Below are 21,721 nucleotides of genomic sequence, written 5' to 3'. Positions count from 1 at the left end.
TGATTTGAGTCCAATATGAGACGGTTCCAATTCCCGACCTGGGTCGACCGTCTTCTGCCCATCGCTGGCGCAGGAGTCGTGTTTCTCGCACTCTATGTCGGTGGCGCGATTTACGTCGGCGATGCACCGGGCACGCTCGACGTCGGCTACATGCCGAAGCAGCCCGTGCCCTACAGCCACGCCATTCACGCGGGCAAGCTCAAGATCGACTGCCGATTCTGCCACAACACCGTCGAGGTCGCGGGCAACGCCGCAGTCCCCCCGACCGCCACTTGCGGCAAGTGCCACAGCGGCCCCGTCGACGGCGTCCAGGTCAAGACCGCGATCCACACGGCCAGCCCCAAGCTGTCTCTCGTGCGGGAAAGCCTCACGACCGGCAAAGCCATTTCGTGGGCCAAGGTCCATGACCTCCCGGATTACGCCTACTTCGACCACAGCGTTCACGTCGCCCGCGGCGTGAGCTGCGTCAGTTGCCACGGCCGCATCGATCAGATGGAAGAAGTCCGCCAGGTTGCTCCGCTGAGCATGTTCTGGTGCCTCGAATGCCATCGCAATCCCGATCCAAACCTCCGTCCGCGCGAACTGGTGACCCAGCTCGACTGGAAGCCCGACGAAGATCCCGCGGACCTCGGCAAGGCGCTGCGGACCGAGCATCACATCGACCCGAAGGTGAATTGTTCGACATGCCATCGGTAACCGAATCGAAAAAATACTGGCGCAGTCTCGAAGAGCTGCAGGACACTCCGGAATTCCGCGAGATGCTGCATCGGGAGTTCCCGGTCGCCGCCTCGGAATTTCCGTCGGGATTCTCGCGCCGACGCTGGATCCAGCTCATGGGCGCCGCCCTGTCGCTGGGAGGCGCCGCCGGCTGCCGCTGGCAGGCCGATCACGAAGTCACCTTCGCCGTGCGGCCCAAAAACCGCATCCCCGGCGTGCCGCAGAAGTACGCGACGTCCTACCAGGTCGCCGGCGTCTCCCGCGGTCTGGTCGTCACCGACTACGACGGTCGACCGATCAAAGTCGATGGCAATCCGCAGCATCCGCAGAGCCTCGGCGGCACCGATGTCTGGTCGCAGGCCCTCGTGCTCCAGATGTACGACCCGGACCGCAGCCGCCACATCCTCGACCGGACCGGCAAAGAACCGGTCGAAAAGTCCTGGGACGAATTCAAGTTCGCCCTTGGCAAGCTCGTCGAGGCGGCAGGCACATCGCAGGGCAAAGGCCTGCGCGTCCTGTCGGAAGCCAGCTCCTCGCAGACCCTGGCCATGCTGAAGGCCAAGCTGCTCGAAAAGCTGCCGCAGGCCCGCTGGATCGACTTCGACCCGATCAACCGCGACAACGACATCGCCGGCTCGGAACTCGCGTTCGGCAAACCCGTCCGGACGTTGCTCGATCTCTCCAAGGCCGACGTCATTCTCAGCCTCGACGCCGACCTGTTCGGCGATCACGGCTCAAAGCTCGTTAACATCCGCCAGTGGGCCGCACGCCGCGAACCCAAGGCCGACGGCGGCATGAACCGCATGTACGTCGTCGAGAGTCTCTACTCGACGACCGGCGCCAACGCCGATCACCGCCTGCCCCTGACGCCAAACAACATCGGCCCGTTCCTGGCCGCCGTCGAAGAACGCGTCGACGCCCACCTGGCCGGCAAGGAGCCCGCCGCCGCCGGCGAGAAGTATGACGGCAAGTTCCTGGCCGCCGTCGCCTCCGACCTCGTCGAAGCCAAGGGTAAGTCCGCAGTCGTCGTCGGCTCCCGGCAGCCCGCCGCCGTCCACGCCCTGGCGCACCGCCTGAATCTGAAACTCGAGAACCTCGGCCACGCCGTCCTCGCCGCTCCGGAAACGCAGGCGGGCGGCCAGCTCGCAGCCATCAAAGACCTGGCCGCGGAAATGGCAGCCGGATCGGTGGAAACGCTGATCATCCTCGGCGGCAATCCGGTCTACAACGCCCCCGCGGACGTGAAGTTCGGCGACGCCCTGGCCAAGGTCGCCAACAGCATTCATCTCAGCGAATTCGACGACGAAACGTCACACGCCTGCAAGTGGCACGTCAACCGGGCTCACGCCTTTGAAGCCTGGAGCGACGGCCGTTCTTTCGACGGTACCGTCACGCTCGCCCAGCCGATGATCGACCCCCTCTTCGACGGCAAGTCGGATCTCGAACTGCTGGCGACAATCCTCGGGGACGATCGCGACGGACAGACCCTGGTCAAGGCCGCCCTCGCAGACGTCCTCCCCAAGGACCGCGCCGAGAAGGCCTGGAACAAGCTGGTTCACGACGGCTTCCTGCCGGACTCGGGGCTCGCCTCCATCCGCGTGCAGCTCAAACCGGACCTCGAACTCGATTTCAAAGGGAGCGCGGCGGATTCGACCGATCTGACCGTCATCTTCCAGACTGACGCCAGCGTCTACGACGGCCGCTTTGGCAACAATGCCTGGCTCCAGGAAACCCCCGACATCGTCACCAAGATGGTCTGGGATAATGCCGCGTTGATCAGCCCGAAGACGGCCGAGAAGCTGGGGCTGAAAATCAGCGACCTGGTGGAAGTCGCGGTCGGCGGATTGAAGATCACCGCGCCGGTGTTCATCGTGCCGGGGACCGCCCAGAACGTCGTCGGACTGGCGCTCGGCTACGGCCGGACGCACGCCGGCCATGTCGGCGGCCTCGCCTACGAGAAGGTCGGCTCCGTCGGCTGCAACGCCTACGCGCTCCGGACGACGACCGCTCCCGATCACGCCGTCGGTGCGAAGCTCACGAAGACGGGAAAAACCTACCCGATTTCGACGACGCAGGATCACCATGCGATCGATCTGGCGGGTCTGGCCGAAACGTTCGGCCGGATCGGCCTGCTCGCCCGCGAAGGAACGCTCGAAGAGTACAAGCAAGAGCCGCACTTCGCCGAGCACAAGGTCCACCATCCGCCGCTCGAATCGCTCTGGACGGAACGATCGTCGGAAGGCCATGCCTGGGGCATGTCGATCGACCTTTCGAAGTGCGTCGGCTGCAACGCCTGCATGGTGGCCTGCCAGTCGGAAAACAACGTGCCGATCGTCGGCAAGGAGCAGGTCGGCCGCAATCGCGAGATGCATTGGATCCGGGTCGACCGGTACTTCAGTGCGGACCCCCGCGATCCGGACAGCTTCGACAACCCCCAGATGATCACGCAGCCGCTCCCCTGTCAGCAGTGCGAGAACGCCCCCTGCGAACAGGTCTGTCCGGTCGCGGCCACCGTCCACAGCCCCGAAGGGCTCAACGACATGGCGTACAACCGCTGCATCGGCACGCGGTACTGCGCCAACAACTGCCCGGTGAAAGTCCGGCGGTTCAACTTCTTCGACTTCAATAAAGAGTACGACAAGGCCAACACCGAACTGCAGCAGATGGTTCTCAATCCCGAGGTTACCGTCCGCGAACGCGGCGTCATGGAAAAGTGCACCTACTGCGTGCAGCGGATCCAGAACGGCAAGATCGTCGCGAAGCGCGAAAACAATCGTCCGCTGGTCGACGGCGAGATCCGGACCGCGTGCCAGGACGCCTGCCCCGCCAACGCCATCGAATTCGGGGATCTGATGGTCAAGGAGAACCGCGTCGCGGTCGCCCACGAGAATCCGCGGGCCTACGCCATGCTCTCCGAACTGAACATCAAGCCGCGAACCAAGTACCTGGCCCGCATCCGCAATCCGCATCCGTCGCTGGCCCCGAAGCTGGCCGACCACGGACACGGTCACGGACACGAAAAGAATCACGACGACGGTCACAAAGACGCTGAGCACAAAGACGACCACAAGGCCTGAAACGGGTCCGCGAAATCGGAGGGGCGGCCTGTCGGGCCGCCGGGAAAGACCACACGACTGACGCCGCCTGGTGCGGCTGAGCGAAGTACGACGCTTATGGCCACTGTCACCGCCTCACTGGTCGACAACTCGATCGAAACGCCGGGCCAGCGCGCACCGCTGGTCCTGGGCGGACAGGATTACGCGTCGGTCACCGACACGGTCTGCCGGATTGCCGAAGCTCCGCGGATGCCGCTCGCGTGGTACGTTGCGCTGGCGATCTCGTCGTCGTTGACGGCGATGCTGGGCGTGGTGGTGGCGTATCTGCTGGCGACCGGCATCGGGGTCTGGGGTAATATGAACCCCGTCTTCTGGGCGTTCGACATCGTCAACTTCGTGTTCTGGGTCGGTATCGCTCACGCGGGGACGTTGATTTCGGCGGTGCTGTTTCTGTTCCGCCAGAACTGGCGGACGAGCATCAACCGCGCCTCGGAAGCGATGACGATTTTCGCCGTGATCTGCGCCGGCATGTTTCCGGCGATTCACGTCGGTCGAATCTGGGTCATCTGGTACACGGCGCCGCTGCCGACTCAGAACTGGGTCTGGCAGAACTTTCGCAGCCCGCTGATGTGGGACGTGTTTGCGATTTCGACGTATGCCAGCGTTTCGGCGATCTTCTGGTACATGGGCATGGTTCCCGACTTCGCCACGTTCCGCGACCGGGCCACGAATAAGTGGAAGTACTTCGCCTATGGAATTCTGAGCCTGGGCTGGAACGGCTCCGCCCGCGCCTGGCACCGCTACGAACGGGCGTACCTGCTGCTGGCCGCCATGTCGACGCCCCTGGTGCTGTCGGTCCATACCATCGTGAGCTTCGACTTCGCCACATCTCAGTTGCCCGGCTGGCACACCACGATCTTCCCGCCCTACTTCGTGGCGGGAGCCATTTTCAGCGGCTTCGGAATGGTGCTGACGCTGATGGTTCCCTCGCGGGAGCTGTTCGGGTTGAAGGATCTGATTACGCCGCGGCACCTGGAAAACATGTGCAAGATCATTCTGGCGACGGGAACGATCGTCGGTTACTCGTATGCGATGGAGTTCTTCATTGCGTGGTACAGCGGAAGTCGATACGAGCAGTTCGCGTTCATCAACCGGGCGTTCGGCCCGTACTGGTGGGCGTACTGGACGATGGTCTCGTGCAACGTGCTCAGCCCGCAGCTCTTCTGGTTCAAGAAGTTCCGGACCACCCCCTGGCTGATGTTTATCGTTTCGATCTTCGTCAACATCGGCATGTGGTTCGAACGATTCGTCATCGTGGTGACGTCGCTGCACCGCGACTTTCTCCCGTCGAGCTGGGCGTACTACATGCCGACGACCATCGATATCTGCACGCTGATCGGCAGTTTCGGATTGTTTTTCACGCTGTTCCTGCTCTTCCTTCGATTTTTGCCCGTCGTGGCGATGGCGGAAATTCGGGGCGTGATGCCGCATCCGCAGGGCGAGGGCGAGCAGCACTAAAGTCCGCGGGATGCGGAGCGGCGTCGCCCCAAGCGGCAAAGCTCCGGTTTTTGGACATTCAGACACGATTTCCGGGCCATCCGAGCGGATGAAGACAGACCCTATGCACTACCACCACCAGCCCGATCTTCCGGCTCCGCAGCCCGTGTTGGCGGCCATGGTCGCCGAGTTCCAGACGCCGCGGGAATTGATTGAAGCCGCGCGGAAGGTGCGGGACGCCGGATATCAGAAATTCGACGCGCACAGCCCGTTTCCGGTGCACGGCATCGACGACGCGATGGGCATTCGAATGTCCAGGCTCCCCTGGTTTACGTTCGGCGCCGCCGTCTTCGGCGGGCTCAACGCGGTCGGCATGCAGTGGTGGATGAACACCGTCGACTACCCGTTCTGGATCAGCGGTAAGCCGTTTGCGAGCATTCCCGCGTGGATGCCGATCATCTTCGAACTCTGCATCCTGCTGGGATGCTTTACGACGGTGATCGTCATGTTTCTGTTGAACGGGCTGCCGCGGTTTGCGAGCCCTTTCAGCAGGGCTGTTTCGACTCTGCGGAGCAGTTCGGACCGGTTCTTCGTCTCTCTCGACGCACGCGATCCCAAGTTTTCGCTCGAAGGCTCCCGGCAACTGCTCGAGTCGATCGGAGCCCGACACGTCGAAGCCTGCTACATCGATCCCGCAGACGCCAAGTTTCCCAAAGCGCTCGTCTTCGGGGCCATCATGCTCGGCAGCGTGCTGGTCGTTCCGCCGGTGGCGATTGCCAAGCATCGCTGGGAGGAAAAGCGGATTCCCAAGGTCCACTGGATCCAGGACATGGATTTCCAGACCAAGTTCAAAACCCAGAAAGCCAACAAGTTCTTCGCGGACGGTCGGTCGATGCGGCAGGAAGTCGTCGGAACGATCGCCCGCGGCGACCTGGAAGACGACGACAAGCTGTTCAAGGGACTGGAACACGACGACGGTACGCTTGAAAGGCTGCTGAACGCTCCGCCGGCGGCGCCTGCCGCGCCGCAGCCTGCCCCGGCAGGCGGGGCGCCGGCCGCTCAAGAACCCGATCCGCTCGATGCGCTCCCCTGGGTCAAGACCGTTCCGATTCCGGTGACCCTGGAAACGCTCAAACGGGGCGAAGAGCGCTACAACATTTACTGCTCGGTCTGCCACGGCATCGCGGGCGACGGAGACGGCCTCGTGACGCTCCGGGCGATGGAACTGCAGCAGGGAACCTGGATCAAGCCGGTGTCGTACCACACTGAGAACGTCCGCAATCAGCCGATCGGTCGGCTGTTCAATACCGTGACGCACGGCGTCCGCAAGATGTCGGCGATGGGCGACGTGGTGACGGTCCAGGACCGCTGGGCGATTCTGCTGTACCTGCGGGCTTTGCAGAAGACTCGAACGGGCGATCCCGCCGACGTTCCGGCCGATGTGCTTCCCGAGCTGAAAGACGTGAAGTTCGAGTAGTCCGAGCGACGTCTGAGTCGCCGCAAGCTGCCCGACCCCGCGAGATTTTTGAGATCCGATATGACCGCCTCGACCCATACCGCTGAGCCCGCCGACTTCTCCAGCCAGACGCTGTCGGGGTGGGGTTCCAAGCCGCTGAACCTGTGCCTGACAGTCGGGCTGGGCGGACTGATCCTGGCGGTCGTGCTGGGCGTCGTTTCCGGAGGAATGCTCCGGGTGACGCTCGCCTATCTGCTGAGTCTGCTGTTTTTCCTCAGCCTCTCGCTGGGCGGCCTGTTCTTCGTCATGATTCACCATCTGACCCGCTCCGGCTGGAGCGTCGTGGTTCGCCGGCTCGCGGAATTCATCGCGTGCGGCGTCGCGCCGCTCGGAGTTCTGTTCCTGCCGATCGTCGTCGCCGTGCTGATGGGAAGCTCGATTCCCTTCATCTGGAACGACGCGCAACTCGTCGCCGGCGACCCGCTCCTGGCGGGAAAGGCGTCCTATTTGAATGCGCCGTTCTTCGCGATCCGCTGCGTCGGGTACTTTGCGATCTGGCTGCTGCTTTCGCGCCGGCTGCTGGGGATGTCGCTGCTGCAGGACGGGAGCGGCGACCCGGCGCTGACGAACAAGCTGGAGGGCCTCAGCGCCCCCGGGCTGATTCTCTTCGCCCTCACGATCACCTTCGCGGCGTTCGACTGGATCATGTCGCTGGATCCGCACTGGTTCAGCACGATTTACGGCGTCTACTATTTTTCCGGCAGCGTCATGTCCTTCATGGCGGTCCTGGGGATTCTGTCGGTCGGCCTGCAGCGGCAGGGGTTGTTACGGGACGCGATCACGGTGGAGCACCTGCACGACATCGGCAAGCTGATGTTCGGGTTCATGTGCTTCTGGGCGTACGTTGCCATGTCGCAGTACCTGCTGATCTGGTACGCGAACATCCCCGAAGAAACCGTGTGGTTCAAAGCCCGCCAGGAGCACGGCTGGCAATACGTCTCACTCATTCTGATTCTCGGGCACTTTGCGATCCCGTTCGTCGGCTTCGTTTCGCGATACGCAAAGCGAAACGCCTCCACCCTGGTCTTCTGGTCGGCGCTGCTGCTGGTGATGCAGTGGGTCGATCTGTACTGGCTGATTTACCCCAACTTCATCGACAAAGGGCAGTTCCAGTCCCCGCCGATTCCGTTCGTCGAGCTGGCGGCGCTCGTCGGAGTGGGGGGCGTCTGGCTGGGGGGCATTCTGTACTTTGTCGGCGACAAGCCGCTGATTCCGCTGAAGGATCCGCGTCTGGCTGAATCGCTGGCCTTCCATAACATCTGAAAACATCTGGCGCCTCAGACCGCCTCCTCGGACGGTCCCGTGCGGTGAAAGTAGATCATGGCCCGCTACGACGACATGAACAATCAGGTGATCGGCGTGATCGGCTTTGTCGCGGTCATGCTGACATTAGCAATGGTCTTTTTCTTCCAGGCCCTATACTACGGATATCGGGACTCGATCGAGGGACCGCTCGCCAACCGCGGCCCAAACGCCCCGGAGATCGTGATTCAACGCAATCAGCGAGCCAGACTCGCCGAGTACGGCTGGATCGACCGCGAAAAGAAGATCACGTCGCTGCCGATTGGCAAGGCGATGGAACTGGTCGTGCAGGAAACGTCGGCGAAGGCGCCGTAGACCGGGTGAAATGAGAGTGCGACGGGCGATTTGCGGAGTTCTCGTCTGGCTGAGCAGCGTCGGTGCGCTCTCGGGTCCGGTCGGGGCGGCTCCGTGGGAAACCACCCCCAAGGAGCTGGAGAATCTCGACGTCGCCGAGCACGTCGGGGAATCGCTGCCGCTGGAACTGATCTTCCGGGATCACCGACGGCAGGACGGACGGGTGCAGGACTGGTTCGAAGGACGACGGCCCGTCATCGTATCGATGAACTATTCCAACTGCCCGATGCTCTGCAACCTGCAGTTGTCGGGCCTGGTGGAATCGCTCAAGCAGTTGGACTGGACGGCGGGCAAGGAGTTTGACGTCGTCTCCGTCAGCATGGATCCGTCGGAGACTCCCGAGCGGGCCGGGCAGACGCGGCAGAGATATCTGGATTTGTACGAGCGGGCCGGGACGGGAAACGGCTGGCGATTTCTGGTCGGCAACCGGCAGTCGATCGAGCGACTGGCGGCTTCGATCGGTTTCAAGTTTCGATATGTCCCGGATCGGAAGGAATATGCTCATCCGGCGATGTTCGTGCTGTGCACGCCGGACGGGAAGATCGCAAGATACATGTATGGCGTCGATTTCCCGCCGGAGACGCTGAGGCTGAGTCTGGTGGAAGCGGGCGAAGGCAAGGTGGGGGGGACGTGGGAGCGGATCCTGCTGTTCTGCTTCCACTACGATGCGGAAAAAGGGCGATACGCTCCGGCGGCGCGCAACCTGATGCGGACCGGCGGGGTGGCGACGGTGGTGGTGATTGCAGCGTTTGTCGCCTGGCTGTTGCGCCGGGAGCGGCGGATGCGATCTCCGAAGACGGGTCCTGGCCCGGTCGGACCAGTCCCCGTCTGAATTTCGACATCGAGAGTTTGAAGATCTGGAATGCAGCGGTCGGCAGCGCCGAACGCGATGGAAGTTGTTGAGAACCGATCATGGATAAGTCGCAGGACACCGCGCAGTTCGTCGCCCCCCCGTGGGTGGAAGAGGGCTCGACGTTCTGGTTCCCCGTGCAAAGCTCCACCGTGGCCCCCCAGGTGGACTGGCTGTTCCACTTCATCCTGGGAACTTCCACCGTCTTCTTCCTGCTGATCGTCGGCCTGATGATCTGGTTCACGGTGCAGTACCGTCGTCGGCCGGGCGCCCCGCTGCTGGAATCGCCTCATCACAGTACCGCTCTCGAACTCACCTGGTCGATCATTCCCGCAATGCTGCTGATCCCCATGTTCTTCTGGGGATTCATCGGCTATGTCGAAATGCGCACTCCTCCCGAGGACTCGGGCGACAACGAAATCCGCGTCACGGCCAAGCGCTGGGCGTGGCTGTTCACCTATCCCCAGTTCGACGGCTTCGCCAGCGACACCCTCTACGTCGAAGAGGGGAAACCCTTCAAGCTGACGATGATCTCCGAAGACGTCCTCCACAGCCTGTTCATCCCCGCCTTCCGCGTGAAACAGGACGTCGTCCCCGGACGCTACGCGACGACCTGGTTCATTCCGACCCGCCCGGGCGAATACACGCTGTTCTGCGCCGAATACTGCGGAAAAAGCCATTCGGACATGCTGGCGAAGGTGGTCGTCTACCCGGCGGGCGAACGGGCCGAGAAGCTCACCCGCGTCATCGAAATCGAAGAGAAGGAAACGCCTCCGCTCGAACGCGGCCTCAAGCTCTACAACCGACGCGGCTGCGCCCAGTGCCACACGACCGACGGAACGGCCAAAGTCGGACCGTCGTTCAAAGGGACCTTCGGCACGCAGCAGAAGCTCGCCGACGGCTCCACGATCACCGTCGACGACAACTACATCCGCGAATCGATCCTCGAACCCAACGCCAAAGTCCGCGGCGGCTACCGCGCCCAGATGCCCAGCTTCAAAGGGCAGCTCAAGGACTCGCAGATCGAAGACCTGATCCTGTTCATCAAGAGTTTGAACGAAGACAAGAAATAGGTTCCGCGGCGGGTCGGGAAGTCCCGGACGGGGAATCGAGAATCATCGTCGTCACCCTGCAGAATGCAGCGTGGCGGCGCCAGACGGAGTGGGGAGCAGTCCCATGGCAACGGCAACCATCACGACCGAAAGCGGATCCGGCGGACACAGCCCCGGCCGCAACTACCTCAACGAGTCCAGCGGCATCCTGAGCTGGGTCTTCACGCTCGATCACAAGCGGATCGGCCTGATGTACCTCGTCGGCGTCATGTCGGCGTTTCTGCTGGGAGGCACGTTCGCGCTGGCGCTCCGGACGGAGCTGCTCACGCCGGGTCCGACGACCGGCATGACGCACGACATGTACAACCAGATGTTTACGCTGCACGGCGCGGTGATGACCTTCCTGTTCATCATCCCCGGCATTCCCGCGGCTCTGGGCAACTTCGTCCTCCCCATCATGCTCGGCGCGAAGGACGTGGCTTTCCCCCGCATGAACCTGATGAGCTTCTACCTCTGGATGGGCGGAGCGCTCTTCTTCGTGCTCACTCTCTTCCTCGGAGGACTCGATACCGGCTGGACCTTCTACACCCCCTACAGCATCGATACCAACACGAGCGTCGTCTCGGCGGTGCTGGGAGCGTTCGTCCTCGGATTCAGTTCAATCTTCACCGGGCTGAACTTCATCGTCACCATTCACACGCTGCGCCCGCCCGGGATGACCTGGTTCAAGATGCCGCTGTTCCTGTGGTCGCTGTACGCGACCGCGATCATCCAGATCCTGGCGACCCCCGTGCTCGGCATCACGCTGCTCCTGCTGTTCGCCGAACGGACGATGGGGATCGGCATTTTCGATCCGAAGCTCGGCGGCGACCCGGTGCTGTTCCAGCACTTCTTCTGGTTTTACTCGCACCCCGCCGTTTACATCATGATTCTGCCCGGCATGGGGATCGTCAGCGAGCTGATTTCCGTCTTCAGCCGGAAGGCCATCTTCGGCTACCGCTTCATCGCGTTCTCCAGCCTCGCCATCGCGCTGCTCGGCTTCCTGGTCTGGGGCCACCACATGTTCACGAGCGGCGAATCCAAGATGGCCGCCATCGTCTTCAGCGGCATCACCTTCAGCATCGCCATCCCCTCGGCCATCAAGGTCTTCAACTGGCTGGCGACGATGTACAAGGGCTCGATCAGCCTGGCGACGCCGATGTGCTTCGCCCAGTCGTTCATCGTGCTGTTCTCGATCGGCGGCCTGACCGGCCTGTTCCTCAGCACCCTCTCCACCGACGTCCACCTCCACGACACCTACTTCGTCGTCTCCCACTTCCACTACGTCATGGTCGGCAGCACGCTCACCGCCTTCCTGGGGGGCCTGTTCTACTGGTGGCCCAAGATCACCGGCAAAATGTACAACGACATCCAGGGGCAGATCGCCGCCCTGATCATCTTCGTCGGCTTCAACCTCGCCTTCTTCCCCCAGTTCATCATGGGCTCGCGCGGCATGCCCCGCCGCTACTACAACTACCTCCCGGAATTCCAGACCTACCACCAGCTCTCCACGTACGGATCCTACGTCCTCGGCGCGGGGCTGTTCCTGGCCCTCTGGGTGCTCGTCCAGTCGCTGCTGCGGGGCAAGCCCGCCCCCATGAACCCCTGGGGCGGCAACTCGCTCGAATGGCACACGTCCTCCCCTCCCCCGCTGGCCAACTTCGAACACACCCCCGAAGCCACCGACCCCTACGACTATCACGCCAACAAATACGATCCCGCGGTGGGCGGCTATGTCCCGATTCCCAAGGCGCAAAAGACGGTTGATCCGTATGGCGGCATCGAATAAGACCCCCGCGCCGACTGTTTATCCAGGCGTTGTGTATAACGTCCGACGAGGCTTTTCCGCATGAGCACGCTCGCCCCCGCCGCACTTCCGGCCGACGGCCATGACCACGGTCATGATCACGCCCACGGGCATTCGCCATTCCTGGCCCACCACTTCGAGAATCACGAACAGCAGTTCGACAGCGGCAAGCTGGGAATGTGGCTGTTCCTGATCACCGAAATCCTCTTCTTCAGCGGACTGTTCACCGCCTACGCGGTCTACCGGGCCAACCACCCGGAGATCTTCACGTACGGGCACATGTTCCTGAACCCCACCATGGGCGCCATCAACACCGTCGTCCTCCTCTTCAGCAGCCTCACCATGGCCTGGGCCGTCCGCTGCGCCCAGCTCGGACAGAAACAGGGCCTCGTCATCCTGCTCGCCATCACCTGGCTCTGCGCCCTCACCTTCCTCGTCGTCAAATACTTCGAGTACTCCCACAAGTTCCACCTCGGAATCTACCCCGCCAAATACTTCGTCTACGGCGAAGATCCCCACGGCGAACTCAAAGCCACCGGCAACGCCGCCGCATCCCACGCGAGCGACCCCCACGCCGACCCCGTCGACCACGCCCATGCCGACGCAAAACCGGCCGGCGACTCCCACGCCAAAGGCGAACACGCCGCCGGCGGCCACGGCGACGAGGGCCTCCCGACCCGCGCCGAACTCCCCAAAGACATCGGCATCTACTTCAGCATCTACTACTGCCTCACGGGACTCCACGGCATCCACATCGTCGGCGGCATGATCGCCATCGGCTGGATTTTCTGGCGCTCCCTGCGCGGCGACTTCGGTCCCGAGTATTTCGGCCCGGTCGACTTCGTCGGGCTGTACTGGCACCTCGTCGACCTGATCTGGATCTATCTGTTCCCGCTGCTCTATCTGATTCACTGATCGCGGCGAAACGGCTGGCGATTGAACTTCGCGGATTCCTCCCGGACGGGTTTTTGAAGATGTCTGACCACGCTCACCACGCCGACGCCCACAGCTACTCCCACCCGGTTCCGCTGTCGATCCTCATCGGCACCTTCCTGGCGCTCATCGTGCTGACCGCGCTGACGGTGGCGCAATCGACCGTGATTCCCGCCGCGGCGGAGTTGTACGTGGCGCTGTCGATTGCCACGGTCAAAGCGTCGCTCGTGCTGATCTATTTCATGCACCTGCGGCACGACAAGTCGTTCAACGTGCTGATTATTCTGTTTTCGCTGGCGTTCGTCGCGGTTTTCGTGGGGTTCTGTTCGATGGATTCGATCAGTTACCAGTCGGAGATCAGCAATCTGACTCTGGACAACAGCCCCGCCGCCCGGCCCTAGCAGCCGCCGTCCCCGCATCGGGGGAATTCCCATGCCCGCCCGCCGTGAACTGATTCAGAAAGAGTTCGGGCTCTATCTGCTGCTGGCGTCTCTGGGCATGTTCTTTCTCGGAGCGATGTGGGCCTTCATCCTGATGCGGAAAGGCGTTCCGGTCACGCCCGGACGGTTTCCGCCGGTCCTCTGGGCTTCGACGGCTGTGCTGCTCGTCGGCGGCATTTCACTTCAACAGTCGCTGAGGGAAGTCCGCCGCGAGCGGCAGCTTGAGTTCCGCCGCTGGCTCCTGACCGCCTTCGGCTGCGGATGCCTGTTCTGCATACTCCAGACAATCGGACTGACCGATCTGTTACTCGGTCACTTCGTCAACCTGCGGTCTGCTTCCCTTGAGCCGCCGATCTCGCGGTTCGAATCGTTGCGTGCAGTCCGGTTCTGGGGCTTTCTCTTTGTGCTCGTGCTGCTGCACGTGCTGCACTTCATCGGCGGCCTCGTCGTGCTGTTCCGGGTCGTGCTGGAAGCTCTGCGCGGTCGGTTCGATCACGAGTTCTACCCCGGCGTCAAACTGTGCGCCGTCTACTGGCGATTCCTGGACGTCGTCTGGCTGATGATGCTGGCCGCTTTCACGCTGACGCTCTAGCAGGATCTGGATTCGCATGAGCACCCGCCATCGGATCGCCGGCGTTGAAGAAGTCGCCCCCGGAACCGGCAAGGAGTTCGTCGTCGACGGCCGGATTATCGCTTTGTTCAACATCGACGGTCGGTTCCACGCGCTCGACGGAATCTGCCCCCACGCCGGCGGCCCCCTCGCGGAAGGATACCTGCGCAAGAACGTCGTGACCTGCCCCTGGCACGGCTGGCAGTTCGACGTCACGACAGGCCAGCACTGCCTCAACGCCAGACTCAAACACGCGCGATTCGAAGTCGCTGTCGAAGGAAACGACGTCTTCGTCGAGTTGCCATGATGGAGATTGGTCAGTTGTCCGTGGTCAGTGGTCCGTCGCGAAATGCGGTGCGTGCAAGGGGTCGTTGGCGAACTTGAGTTTTCAATCTGTGGTTCTTCCATTTTGCACTTTGCTTTTTTCACTTTTCATTTTGCACTGATCTTCTCTCCCCCCTTGTGAAACGCCCTCGTTCCACGAGCAGCATCCTCTTGACCCCGCCAATCCTCCCCGCCTAGACTTCGCCCCCCTGCGATCCGATCCGGGAGAGGCGGCATGCGACGATGGGCTCTGACGGTGATCTGCAGCCTGGCCGGCCTGGTCCAGGCCCGCGCCGAGTCCCCGTGGATCGACGAAGCCACGATCGCTCCGTTCGTATTTCGGTCCGAGTTTCCGCTGCGAGATGTCGACGGTCTCGTCCAGGAGCTCGGCGAACTTCAGGCCGATCTGCACGAAACGCTGGGGCTCGATTTTCGCGACCGGCCGGTGGAGATCCACCTGTTCTCCGGCAAATGGTCCTACCAGAAATACGTGTCAAGCAGGTCCCCCGGCGGCGAAAAACGTCAGGCCCTGTATCTGCCGGGACAGGACGCCGGCCGCGTCTATGCGTACCGCCATCGGGATCTCGAAACCGACGTCCGGCACGAAGCGACGCACGCCCTGCTGAGAAACTCCCTCCCCTACGTGCCACTCTGGCTCGACGAAGGACTCGCCGAGTATTTCGAGGTCCCCCGCGGCGCCCGGCTCAACGACAACCCGCATCGCAAAAGCCTGCAGTGGGCGATCCGTTTCGGCTGGAAGCCTCGGCTGGAAGCCCTGGAAGCCAAACGCGAAATGCTCGACATGGGCGGAAAGGACTACCGCGACGCCTGGGGCTGGGTCCACTTTCTGCTGCATGGCCCCCCCGAAGCCCGCGAGGAAATGGCCGCATACTTCGCGGAAATCGACTCTGGCCGAGCCCCCGTACCGCTCAGCGAGCGTCTGAAACGCCGGCTGCCGGACCTCGAACGACGCGTCATTCAACATCTGAAGTAGTGGGGCGAGTTATTGGGAATTGGTCAGTTGTCAGTTGTCCGTGGAATGGACTCGTTCTCTGGCTCTCGACTCTGGACTCTCGTCTCTCGACTTGTTCATTTCGACATTCGACATTTCTTCTCCGTCTGCTCTCCGCGCCTCCGCGGTGAATCCTCTTCGTATCTGGTACGATGCCCGACGACACACGGCAAAGGGCAGCGGGGAATGGCGGACGCGGCGTTTCTGGCGGAACTGAAGGAATGGGGGCCAGAGGCGCTTGCCGGACGCCCGGCCCCTTCGCCGGACGAGGCCCGCGCATTCTGCCGCAGACTCGCGACGAGTCACTACGAGAACTTCCCGCTCGTCTCCTGGCTGCTTCCGCCGGGGCTCCATCAGCACTTCTACAACGTCTATGCCTACTGCCGCTGGGCCGACGATCTGGGAGACGAAGTCGGCGACCGGGACCGGTCGCTGGAACTGCTCGCCTGGTGGGGAGAGGAGCTGGATGCCTGTTATGCCGGACGGACCCGGCACCCCGTCTTCGTCGCGCTCGCGGAGACGATCCGCGAGTTCCAGATCCCGCGCGAACCGTTCGCCGACCTGATCTCCGCGTTCGTGCAGGATCAGTCGGTTGCCGAATACCGCTCCTTCGCGCAGCTCCAGGACTACTGTCGACGCAGCGCGGACCCGGTCGGGAGAATTGTCCTCCACCTCTGCCGATGCGTCGGCCCGCAGGAGTTCGCCTGGTCTGACAGCATCTGCACCGGCCTGCAACTGGCGAACTTCTGGCAGGACGTCGCGCGCGACTACGCCATCGGACGGATTTACCTGCCACGGGAAGACTGCGAGCGCTTCGGCTACCGGCGGGAGGACTTCGATCGGCGGCTCCAGAACGAGGCCTTCCTGGAGCTGATGCGGTTCGAGGTCGACCGGGCGCGGGAATTCCTGACCGCCGGCCTGCCGCTGATCGGGCGCCTGCCGGGCCGGCTGCAGGTCGATATTGACCTGTTTGCCCGCGGAGGGCTTCGCATTCTTCAGAGAATTGCGCAAATCAGGTATCGTGTCTGGGACATTCGTCCCCAAGTCACGAAACGCGATGCTCTGCTTCTCCTCGGCGGGGCGCTTTCGCGGGCGGCGTTGCGCTTCTGCACGCGGCGGAGAGGATCGAGCAAGGCGACCACCGATCCATGTCCGGTCCAGCACTGACGCCGCTGCACGAATCCTACGCCTGGTGCCGCCGGCTCACGCGACAGACTGCTCACAACTTCCATTTCTCGTTCCTGACGCTCCCCCGCGACCGCTACGACGCGATGTGCGTGCTGTATGCGTTCATGCGCCTGAGCGACGACTTGGGGGACGAGCCCGGCCGAAGCCCCGAGCAGCGTCGCCGCGAACTGACGCACTGGCGGCAGGCGCTCCGCGCCGCGCACGCCGGCGTTCCCGCCGAGCACCCGCTCTGGCCGGCCTTTGCGGATATCTGCCGACGCTTCGCGCTGCCGCTCGAGGCGCTGGAAGCGGTCCTGGATGGAGTCGAACGCGATCTGGAACCGCAGCCGATTGCCACGTTCGCAGAGCTGGAGCAGTATTGCTACTGTGTGGCCGGCGCCGTCGGCGTCTGCTGCATCCACCTGTGGGGCTTTCGCGGCGAAGACGCCATTCCGCGCGCCATCGACTGCGGAACCGCGCTGCAATTGACCAACATCCTCCGCGACCTGTCCGAAGACGCCGGGCTGGGCCGCATCTATCTTCCCCGCGAAGACCTGCATCGCTTCGACTACTCCGAGGACGACTTGCGGCGCGGCGTCTGTAACGACGAGTTCCGCGAGCTGATGAGGTTTCAGGTCGATCGCGCTCGCAGCTACTATCGGCGGGCGGAAGAGTTGTTTCCGCTGGTCGAGCCGGTCGGGCGGCCGATCCTGCGTACCATGCTCAAAATCTACGGCGGCCTGCTGCACGAGATCGAACGCCGTCGATTCGATGTCTACCACAGCCGCGTGCGGCTGCCGCGCTGGAAGAAGCTGTGGTTTGCCGCGTCGTCCATCTGCGTCGCCGGCCGCCTGGCGGGAGAGCGGACGTGAACCGTGCCGTCCCCCCGCCCGCCCGCCCGTTCTTCCAGGCCGCCGCCCCGTTTTTCATGGCGTTGACCGCGCTCGTTCAAGCCGCCCCCCCGGCCCCGGCGCCGCTCGATCAGTTGCTGAAGGAGGGAGGCGTTGAGCTGGTCTTCTACGAACGCGCCGCAACCCCGCGCCGATTTCCCGGCCAGACGATATTCACGCTGAACACGGAATGGAGGTATCAGTTCAAGCACGATTTCCGGCGCCGCGGCCGGGACCTCGAGGCCACCCTGCGCATCGACATGCAGACCGCCCGATCCACACTGACTCATAAAGTCGAACTGCCGCGGGAGTACGACAGCCCGCAGCTCTGGGACACGAGCCTGGCGCGGCACGAGCTGGATCACGTACTGCTGAGTACGGACCCCCGAGCGCGCCTGCTGAATCAGGCCGTCCTCAAGTCGCTCAGCCTGGTCCGAATTCCGATTCCCTCCGGTCAGAAACCGACCGAAAAACTCCTCCGGGACAAACTCGACGCCATCTGCGACGAACGCCGAAAGGCCGTGACGGACCTGATGAACGCCCTCCAGCAGCGGCTCGACGCGCTGACTCGCAACGGGAACGTGGCGATCGCCGACCGCGGGCAGTTTTTCAGCGAAGCCTACGGCAAGGAAATGCTGGCCGAACTGAAATTCCCGTATCTTGAAGACGTTCTCAAAGTTGTCGACAGCGACGACTACGAGACGGCCGGACGCAAATACGTCGAGCGGTTTGTCCTGCAGAACTGACGCAAAGGGTGGCAGACGTCGAACAACCCGAACATGCTGTGAGCAGTGTTCCTGGGCCACTCCCGTGAGACTGCTCGATCGTGCCGCCTGACCCGCCCGCCCCCCTCGTCGAAGCGACGAACTTCCGACACGCCGCCGCGTCCGGTCGGTTCGCTCGACCGTTGCGCCGGCAGATCCTCCTCCCCGTCGCTGGACTGGTGCTGATCGCCGTCCTCATCAATACGATTGCCGCGGCGTGGCTGTCCTCGCGGCGAACCGCCCAGGCCGCCCTCGACCGTCAGCAGCAGATGGCGCAGGTCCTCGCCGAGGCCAACTACCCTCGATCGGGAGCGGTTCTCCGACAGTTGTCCCGTCTGACCGGCGACCACTACATCACGTGGGATGCCCGCCGCGGCGCGGCGCTGGCGACTTCGCTGCCCGACATCGACGAAGCCGATCTTCGACTGGATCTCCACGGAGACCCCGCCCGGCTCCTGCAGACCGTGCAGATCGGTCCGACGGAATACCGCGCTTCGGTTCTCTCGGTCGGTTCCGCGGCCCCGGATGAGCAGATTGTGGTTCTGACGTCCGTCGAGCGCTGGACGCGGTCGCGCTGGCTGGCCATCTGGCCCGCGCTCGCCTTTGGCGGCATGACGCTCCTGCTGCTGATTCCGCTGACGGTCTGGCTCTCCCGACGACTGGTCCGGCGTGTTCAGATCCTCCAGCAGCACGTCGCCGCGATCGCCGGCGGCGACTTCGGGCGAGTCATCGAGCTGTCGGGGCCGGACGACGAAGTCCGTCAGCTCGCGGACCGCGTCAACCGCCTCAGCCAGGAACTGCGATCCCTCCGGGAAACGCTGGTCCATTCCGAGCGAGTCCGCGTCCTCGGCCAACTGGCCGCCGGCGTCGCCCATCAGCTCCGGAACGGACTGACCGGCGCCCGTCTGGCCATTCAGCTCCACGAGCGACGCTGCGCGATGGCGACTTCAGACACCAGTCTGTCCGTCGCGCTTCGCCAGCTCACGCTCCTGGAAGAAGAAGTGCGGGGGCTGCTGTCTCTCGGGCGCCGCGAAGCCGAGGCCATGCAGCCCGTCGATCTGACGACGCTCCTGCAGAGCGTTGCCGAACTGGTGCGACCTGTGTGCGAGCACGCCGGCGTCCGCCTCGAAATCAACGTCGATCCGGAGCTGCCAATGGTCGCCGGGCAACGGGATGCTTTGCGAGCATCCGTGTTGAATCTCGCGCTCAATGGAATTGAGGCGGCTGGATCGGGAGGCGCGGTCTGGCTGAGCGCCGCCGTCGCTGGCGGGCGGGGCGTCCTGCGGGTCGAAGACAGCGGACCGGGGCCGGTCGGAGGCGTCGCGGGATCGCTGTTCGAACCATTCACGACGACCAAGCCGGAAGGGTTGGGGCTCGGGCTGGCGATTGCCCGACAGGTGGCGGAAGACCATCGGGGGGGGCTAAGCTGGAGTCGCACCCCCGGCCGGACTTCCTTTGAGCTGAGCTGGCCACAACACGAGAGCCCCCGCGATGAGCAGGATTCTGATCGTTGACGACGAACCCTCCATCTGCTGGAGCCTGCGATCGTTTCTGACCGACGAAGGACACGAGGTCGAAGCCGCGGCATCCGTCGAAGCCGCCGAACGGATTCTAGATCGGTTTCATCCGGAAGCCATGATGCTCGACGTCCGGCTCCCGGGCGAAGATGGTCTGACCGCCATGCCCCGGCTGCAGCAGCGCGCCGATCAGGCGCCAGTCATCGTGATGACGGCGTTCGGCGATCTGCCGACCGCCGTCCGCGCGATGCAGCAGGGCGCCTTCGACTATCTGGTGAAGCCCTTCGGCCTGGAACAGGCCGCCGACGCCGTTTCGCGGGCGCTCGCTCCCGCCCCCGCAGAAACCAGTCCTCCGCCGATCCCTCTCGCGGAATCGGGCGAACCCATCGGAGTTTCGCCCGTGATGCAGCGGGTCTTCAAGCAGATCGCACTGGTCGCCGGGACCGACGTCCCCGTCCTGATCACTGGAGAAACCGGGACGGGCAAGGAGCTCGTGGCGCAGTCAGTCCACCGGCACAGCGCGCGCCGCGACGGTCCATTCGTCCCTGTCTGCCTGGCGGCGCTCAACCCGGCCGTGATCGAAAGCGAACTGTTCGGCCACGTCCGCGGAGCCTTCACCGGGGCCGCGGAGGAGCGGCGGGGGCTGTTCGAGTCGGCCGAAGGGGGGACGATCTTCCTGGACGAGATTGGCGAAACGCCCCTCGCGCTCCAGGTCAAACTGCTGCGCGTCCTGGAATCGCGGCAGTTCGCTCCCGTCGGTTCCGGTTTACTCCGGCCGACCAACGTGCGAGTTGTCGCGGCCACCAACCGGAGCCTGTCAGAATCGATTCTCCAGGGTGAGTTCCGCGAAGACCTGTATCACCGGTTGCGGGTCTTCCCGATCGACGTCCCGCCGCTCCGCGAGCGACCGGAAGACATCCCCCCGCTGGTCGAGCACTTCCTGCAACTCGCCGTCGGAAGTCGGATGCCGCCGTTGACGACCGGGTTTCTGACGGCCCTCCGCGAACGCAACTGGCCGGGCAACGTGCGCGAGCTGCGGAATGCCGTTGAGTGTGCGGCCGTCCTGTCGCGCGGAGGTCCGCTGCAGGCAGAGCACTTGCCGCGTCCAGCCTCGACTCCGCAGAACGTCACGTCGATGACTGCAAGTCGGGGCCTCGACGCAGAACTGGTCGCGTGGGTCGGGCGGGCAATTCAGTCCGCCGATCCCGGAGAGACGGGCGATCTCTACCGGCGGTTCCTTCAGCTCGTCGAGCGGCCGTTGCTGCAGACGGTGCTGGCGCACACGCATCAGAATCGGACGGCGGCCGCGCGACTGCTCGGGCTCGATCGAGCAACCCTCCGCGCCCGGCTCAAGGCCGTCCTCGGCGCCGACGACACGGAGCCAGGCGGAACCTGACAGGCCCCGCTCAGGTCGACCAGCTCCGCCCCGAAGTCGGAGCGTCTTCGTACGCGGGACGCGCAGGCGCTCCCGCCGGCTGTCCCGCGCCGAGCTGAAGTCCCAGTTCGACCCAGGCCTCGCGATGGATTTCGAGGATGCCGATCGCGTCCCGAATGAGCTGCGAGTCCCGATCAAAATCGGCCTTCGCCAGATTCCGATAGACAAAGATGAACAGATCCTTCGTCGGATCGACCAGCTCGGGAGCGACATCGGGCTGCAGTCCCCCGATCAACTCCGACACGCAGTCGCGTGCCTTGCTGAGCGACTGGAACATCGACTCCCACGACTTCTCATCGAGCGCTTCCATGCCGCGGCGGGCGTGACGGAGAGCTGCGTCGACGACCATCAGATGCAGGCGGTGCGGTGAAGCAGTGAACACCTGGTTTTCAAGGTACGTCGCGGCCTGCTGCACGGTTCGGGCATCCTTCTCAAGGCA

Annotated in this window: 20 protein-coding genes; 19 read left to right on the top strand and 1 reads right to left on the bottom strand. The window is 63.6% G+C overall.

Annotated elements, in window-relative coordinates; all coding sequences use genetic code 11:
- Positions 1 to 15: 15 nt before the first annotated feature.
- The 19 genes from SH412_RS25860 (at position 16) to SH412_RS25770 (ending at position 21,243) form a co-directional block, all read left to right on the top strand.
- Positions 16 to 696 carry a cytochrome c3 family protein gene (locus SH412_RS25860; protein ID WP_419555760.1) on the top strand — a complete coding sequence of 227 codons (681 nt, stop codon included), beginning with the start codon at positions 16 to 18 and terminating at the stop codon, positions 694 to 696.
- On the top strand, positions 684 to 3,794 hold the full coding sequence (locus tag SH412_RS25855; protein WP_336520929.1) for a TAT-variant-translocated molybdopterin oxidoreductase: 3,111 nt from the start codon (positions 684 to 686) through the stop codon (positions 3,792 to 3,794). Before SH412_RS25860 ends, SH412_RS25855 begins: the two co-directional genes overlap by 13 nt.
- Positions 3,795 to 3,890: 96 nt before the next feature.
- Positions 3,891 to 5,291 carry an NrfD/PsrC family molybdoenzyme membrane anchor subunit gene (gene nrfD / locus SH412_RS25850; protein ID WP_336520928.1) on the top strand — a complete coding sequence of 467 codons (1,401 nt, stop codon included), beginning with the start codon at positions 3,891 to 3,893 and terminating at the stop codon, positions 5,289 to 5,291.
- Positions 5,292 to 5,394: 103 nt separating this feature from the next.
- Positions 5,395 to 6,747 (top strand): quinol:electron acceptor oxidoreductase subunit ActD, encoded by a 1,353-nt coding sequence (locus SH412_RS25845; protein ID WP_336520927.1) that lies wholly within the window; start codon positions 5,395 to 5,397, stop codon positions 6,745 to 6,747.
- Between the two features lie 60 nt (positions 6,748 to 6,807).
- Positions 6,808 to 8,049, top strand: a complete 1,242-nt coding sequence (locus SH412_RS25840) for a quinol:cytochrome C oxidoreductase (protein WP_336520926.1) — start codon at positions 6,808 to 6,810, stop codon at positions 8,047 to 8,049.
- A gap of 57 nt (positions 8,050 to 8,106) precedes the next feature.
- The gene (locus SH412_RS25835) at positions 8,107 to 8,403 is read left to right on the top strand and encodes a hypothetical protein (protein ID WP_336520925.1); all 297 of its coding nucleotides are present in this window, start codon (positions 8,107 to 8,109) and stop codon (positions 8,401 to 8,403) included.
- A 10-nt stretch (positions 8,404 to 8,413) separates the two neighbouring features.
- Positions 8,414 to 9,274, top strand: coding sequence for an SCO family protein (locus SH412_RS25830; RefSeq protein ID WP_336520924.1), 861 nt, complete (start codon positions 8,414 to 8,416; stop codon positions 9,272 to 9,274).
- Between the two features lie 80 nt (positions 9,275 to 9,354).
- Entirely contained in the window at positions 9,355 to 10,365 is a 1,011-nt protein-coding gene (coxB, locus tag SH412_RS25825) for a cytochrome c oxidase subunit II (protein WP_336520923.1), read from the top strand.
- A 103-nt stretch (positions 10,366 to 10,468) separates the two neighbouring features.
- Entirely contained in the window at positions 10,469 to 12,172 is a 1,704-nt protein-coding gene (locus SH412_RS25820; RefSeq protein WP_336520922.1) for a cytochrome c oxidase subunit I, read from the top strand.
- Between the two features lie 60 nt (positions 12,173 to 12,232).
- On the top strand, positions 12,233 to 13,105 hold the full coding sequence (locus SH412_RS25815; RefSeq protein ID WP_336520921.1) for a cytochrome c oxidase subunit 3 family protein: 873 nt from the start codon (positions 12,233 to 12,235) through the stop codon (positions 13,103 to 13,105).
- Between the two features lie 59 nt (positions 13,106 to 13,164).
- The gene (locus tag SH412_RS25810) at positions 13,165 to 13,524 is read left to right on the top strand and encodes a cytochrome C oxidase subunit IV family protein (protein ID WP_336520920.1); all 360 of its coding nucleotides are present in this window, start codon (positions 13,165 to 13,167) and stop codon (positions 13,522 to 13,524) included.
- Positions 13,525 to 13,555: 31 nt separating this feature from the next.
- Positions 13,556 to 14,155 carry a cytochrome c oxidase subunit 3 gene (locus tag SH412_RS25805; protein ID WP_336520919.1) on the top strand — a complete coding sequence of 200 codons (600 nt, stop codon included), beginning with the start codon at positions 13,556 to 13,558 and terminating at the stop codon, positions 14,153 to 14,155.
- Between the two features lie 16 nt (positions 14,156 to 14,171).
- Positions 14,172 to 14,480, top strand: a complete 309-nt coding sequence (locus SH412_RS25800; RefSeq protein WP_336520918.1) for a Rieske (2Fe-2S) protein — start codon at positions 14,172 to 14,174, stop codon at positions 14,478 to 14,480.
- Positions 14,481 to 14,732: 252 nt separating this feature from the next.
- Positions 14,733 to 15,491, top strand: coding sequence for a hypothetical protein (locus tag SH412_RS25795; RefSeq protein ID WP_336520917.1), 759 nt, complete (start codon positions 14,733 to 14,735; stop codon positions 15,489 to 15,491).
- Positions 15,492 to 15,695: 204 nt separating this feature from the next.
- Positions 15,696 to 16,676, top strand: coding sequence for a squalene synthase HpnC (hpnC, locus tag SH412_RS25790; RefSeq protein ID WP_336520916.1), 981 nt, complete (start codon positions 15,696 to 15,698; stop codon positions 16,674 to 16,676).
- Positions 16,658 to 17,548, top strand: a complete 891-nt coding sequence (locus SH412_RS25785) for a phytoene/squalene synthase family protein (protein WP_336520915.1) — start codon at positions 16,658 to 16,660, stop codon at positions 17,546 to 17,548. The genes hpnC and SH412_RS25785 overlap by 19 nt, the downstream gene beginning before the upstream one ends.
- Entirely contained in the window at positions 17,545 to 18,312 is a 768-nt protein-coding gene (locus tag SH412_RS25780) for a hypothetical protein (RefSeq protein ID WP_336520914.1), read from the top strand. The genes SH412_RS25785 and SH412_RS25780 overlap by 4 nt, the downstream gene beginning before the upstream one ends.
- An 80-nt stretch (positions 18,313 to 18,392) precedes the next feature.
- A complete protein-coding gene (locus SH412_RS25775) occupies positions 18,393 to 19,844 on the top strand; it encodes a sensor histidine kinase (RefSeq protein ID WP_336520913.1) in 1,452 nt (483 codons plus the stop codon).
- The gene (locus SH412_RS25770) at positions 19,822 to 21,243 is read left to right on the top strand and encodes a sigma-54-dependent transcriptional regulator (protein ID WP_336520912.1); all 1,422 of its coding nucleotides are present in this window, start codon (positions 19,822 to 19,824) and stop codon (positions 21,241 to 21,243) included. Before SH412_RS25775 ends, SH412_RS25770 begins: the two co-directional genes overlap by 23 nt.
- A 10-nt stretch (positions 21,244 to 21,253) precedes the next feature.
- Here the strand turns inward: SH412_RS25770 and SH412_RS25765 are convergent, their stop codons facing one another.
- Positions 21,254 to 21,697: a flagellar export chaperone FliS gene (locus tag SH412_RS25765; RefSeq protein ID WP_336520911.1), complete on the bottom strand. Its 444-nt coding sequence runs from the start codon at positions 21,695 to 21,697 to the stop codon at positions 21,254 to 21,256.
- Positions 21,698 to 21,721: the final 24 nt, after the last annotated feature.

The organism is Planctellipticum variicoloris (genome assembly GCF_030622045.1).
GTDB classification, from domain to species: Bacteria; Planctomycetota; Planctomycetia; order Planctomycetales; family Planctomycetaceae; genus Planctellipticum; species Planctellipticum variicoloris.
This window is presented reverse-complemented; position numbering and strand designations above follow the sequence as displayed.

What these genes read in the sequence shown, in the direction of transcription:
- SH412_RS25845 (WP_336520927.1), top strand. Translation starts at nt 5,395, where the DNA reads ATGCACTACCACCACCAGCCCGATCTTCCGGCTCCGCAGCCCGTGTTG.
- SH412_RS25820 (WP_336520922.1), top strand. Translation starts at nt 10,469, where the DNA reads ATGGCAACGGCAACCATCACGACCGAAAGCGGATCCGGCGGACACAGC.
- coxB (WP_336520923.1), top strand. Translation starts at nt 9,355, where the DNA reads ATGGATAAGTCGCAGGACACCGCGCAGTTCGTCGCCCCCCCGTGGGTG.
- SH412_RS25805 (WP_336520919.1), top strand. Translation starts at nt 13,556, where the DNA reads ATGCCCGCCCGCCGTGAACTGATTCAGAAAGAGTTCGGGCTCTATCTG.
- SH412_RS25770 (WP_336520912.1), top strand. Translation starts at nt 19,822, where the DNA reads ATGAGCAGGATTCTGATCGTTGACGACGAACCCTCCATCTGCTGGAGC.
- nrfD (WP_336520928.1), top strand. Translation starts at nt 3,891, where the DNA reads ATGGCCACTGTCACCGCCTCACTGGTCGACAACTCGATCGAAACGCCG.
- SH412_RS25855 (WP_336520929.1), top strand. Translation starts at nt 684, where the DNA reads ATGCCATCGGTAACCGAATCGAAAAAATACTGGCGCAGTCTCGAAGAG.
- SH412_RS25815 (WP_336520921.1), top strand. Translation starts at nt 12,233, where the DNA reads ATGAGCACGCTCGCCCCCGCCGCACTTCCGGCCGACGGCCATGACCAC.
- SH412_RS25835 (WP_336520925.1), top strand. Translation starts at nt 8,107, where the DNA reads ATGGCCCGCTACGACGACATGAACAATCAGGTGATCGGCGTGATCGGC.
- SH412_RS25800 (WP_336520918.1), top strand. Translation starts at nt 14,172, where the DNA reads ATGAGCACCCGCCATCGGATCGCCGGCGTTGAAGAAGTCGCCCCCGGA.
- hpnC (WP_336520916.1), top strand. Translation starts at nt 15,696, where the DNA reads ATGGCGGACGCGGCGTTTCTGGCGGAACTGAAGGAATGGGGGCCAGAG.
- SH412_RS25830 (WP_336520924.1), top strand. Translation starts at nt 8,414, where the DNA reads ATGAGAGTGCGACGGGCGATTTGCGGAGTTCTCGTCTGGCTGAGCAGC.
- SH412_RS25785 (WP_336520915.1), top strand. Translation starts at nt 16,658, where the DNA reads ATGTCCGGTCCAGCACTGACGCCGCTGCACGAATCCTACGCCTGGTGC.
- SH412_RS25860 (WP_419555760.1), top strand. Translation starts at nt 16, where the DNA reads ATGAGACGGTTCCAATTCCCGACCTGGGTCGACCGTCTTCTGCCCATC.
- SH412_RS25795 (WP_336520917.1), top strand. Translation starts at nt 14,733, where the DNA reads ATGCGACGATGGGCTCTGACGGTGATCTGCAGCCTGGCCGGCCTGGTC.
- SH412_RS25810 (WP_336520920.1), top strand. Translation starts at nt 13,165, where the DNA reads ATGTCTGACCACGCTCACCACGCCGACGCCCACAGCTACTCCCACCCG.
- SH412_RS25840 (WP_336520926.1), top strand. Translation starts at nt 6,808, where the DNA reads ATGACCGCCTCGACCCATACCGCTGAGCCCGCCGACTTCTCCAGCCAG.